The organism is Nocardia fusca NBRC 14340, assembly GCF_001618425.1.
Taxonomy (GTDB): domain Bacteria; phylum Actinomycetota; class Actinomycetes; order Mycobacteriales; family Mycobacteriaceae; genus Nocardia; species Nocardia fusca.
Genome location: NZ_BDCU01000089.1, coordinates 1 through 1460, shown reverse-complemented (window position 1 = coordinate 1460; position 1460 = coordinate 1). Strand labels below are relative to the sequence as shown.

The 1460-nt window shown below is 66.0% G+C and carries 1 protein-coding gene; it reads right to left on the bottom strand.

The features are described 5' to 3' along the window. Positions 1 to 22: 22 nt before the first annotated feature. A complete protein-coding gene (locus tag NF4_RS35950; protein ID WP_198165612.1) occupies positions 23 to 1222 on the bottom strand; it encodes an IS110 family RNA-guided transposase in 1200 nt (399 codons plus the stop codon). Positions 1223 to 1460: the final 238 nt, after the last annotated feature.

The following is a 1460-nucleotide window of genomic DNA, read 5'->3' as shown; positions in this document are numbered from 1 at the left end:
AGGGAGATTCTCAATGATGTTGTCAAGCCGCGACGACCCTGATTTGGGGTCGGTATGGGGTGCCTGTTCGCAGCATCGCCCACAACACGTTGAGTCGTCGGCGGGCCAGAGCGATGACTGCTTGGGTGTGGGTCTTCCCCTCGGCTCTCTTGCGCTGGTAGAAGGTGCGCGAGATCGGGTCGTGGACGAGCGCGACCTGGGCGGCGAGGTAGCAGGCGCGCAGCAGGCGCCGGTCGTAGCGGCGTGGGCGTTTGAGGTTGCCGCTGACGCGCCCGGAGTCGCGGGGGACCGGGGCCAGGCCGGCGACGCCGGCGAGGCGGTCGACACTGTCGAAGGCGGTCATGTCCCCGCCTGTCGCGGCGATGAACTCGGCGCCGAGCAGAACACCGAATCCGGGCATGCTCAGGATGGTTTCGGCGTGCCGGTGGCGGCGAAATCGCTGCTCGATCATCGCGTCGATCTCGCCGATCTCGATGTCGAGTTCCCTCACCTCCTTCGCCAGGCGCGCGACCATCGCCGCGGCGAGTTGCTGACCAGTGACGGTGGTGTGCTGGGTTTTCGCGGCCTCGATCGCGGTCGCGGCGACGCGGGCACTGGTGCGGGCTCCGTTTTTGCGCAACCAGGCCGCAAGCCTGGTCTCACCGAGGCGGCGGATGCTATCGGGGGTCTGGTAGCCGGTGAGCAGGATCAGCGCCGACTTGCTGGCACGCAGGTCGAACGCTCGTTCCAGCGCCGGGAAATATTCGAGGAGCTGGGCGCGCAACCGGTTGATCGCCCGGGTCCGGTCACACCCCAGATCGGTGCGCCGCGAGGTGAGGATCCGCAGCTCGACAGCGGTTTCGTCGCCGACTCGCAACGGTTGCAGGTCCCGACGCATCCGGGCTTGGTCGGCGATGATCGCGGCGTCTTTCGCGTCGGTCTTTCCATCACCGCGGTAGGTTCCCGACGCCCAGTGCACCGTCCGGCCCGGAATGTAGAGCAGGCGTTGATCACGCTCGGCCAGCATCGCGATGAGCAGGGCCGCGCCGCCATGATTGAGATCGATCGCCCAGGTCACCGACGCATCGTCGGCGAGCCCGGCAACAGCATCGATGAGCTCCCCGAGCGGCCGCTCGTCGTTGACCACACGCCTCGACAGCAATCGCTTTCCGCCGGCGTCGATGACAACGCAGTGGTGAGCCGACTTCCCGGCATCGACGCCAGCCCACAGTTGTTGCTGCACAACCACTCCTGTCGTTGCTTGTGTGTCCAGTTGTCTCGCAGACGACTGCGCCGTCGTGTCCTTACGAAGCGATCGGGTCGCGTATCTCAATCAGCGGTCGAGTCGTCGCGGAGCACCGGGCGGCCAATCTCCCTGGGCCATCGAGGGCAAAACCATGACAGCCATACCCGGCGCTCCCGGGTGCTGCAAAGCCTATGGCAGTCAGTGGCTTACAACGCCCGAGAAGAAAGGTAAGGAA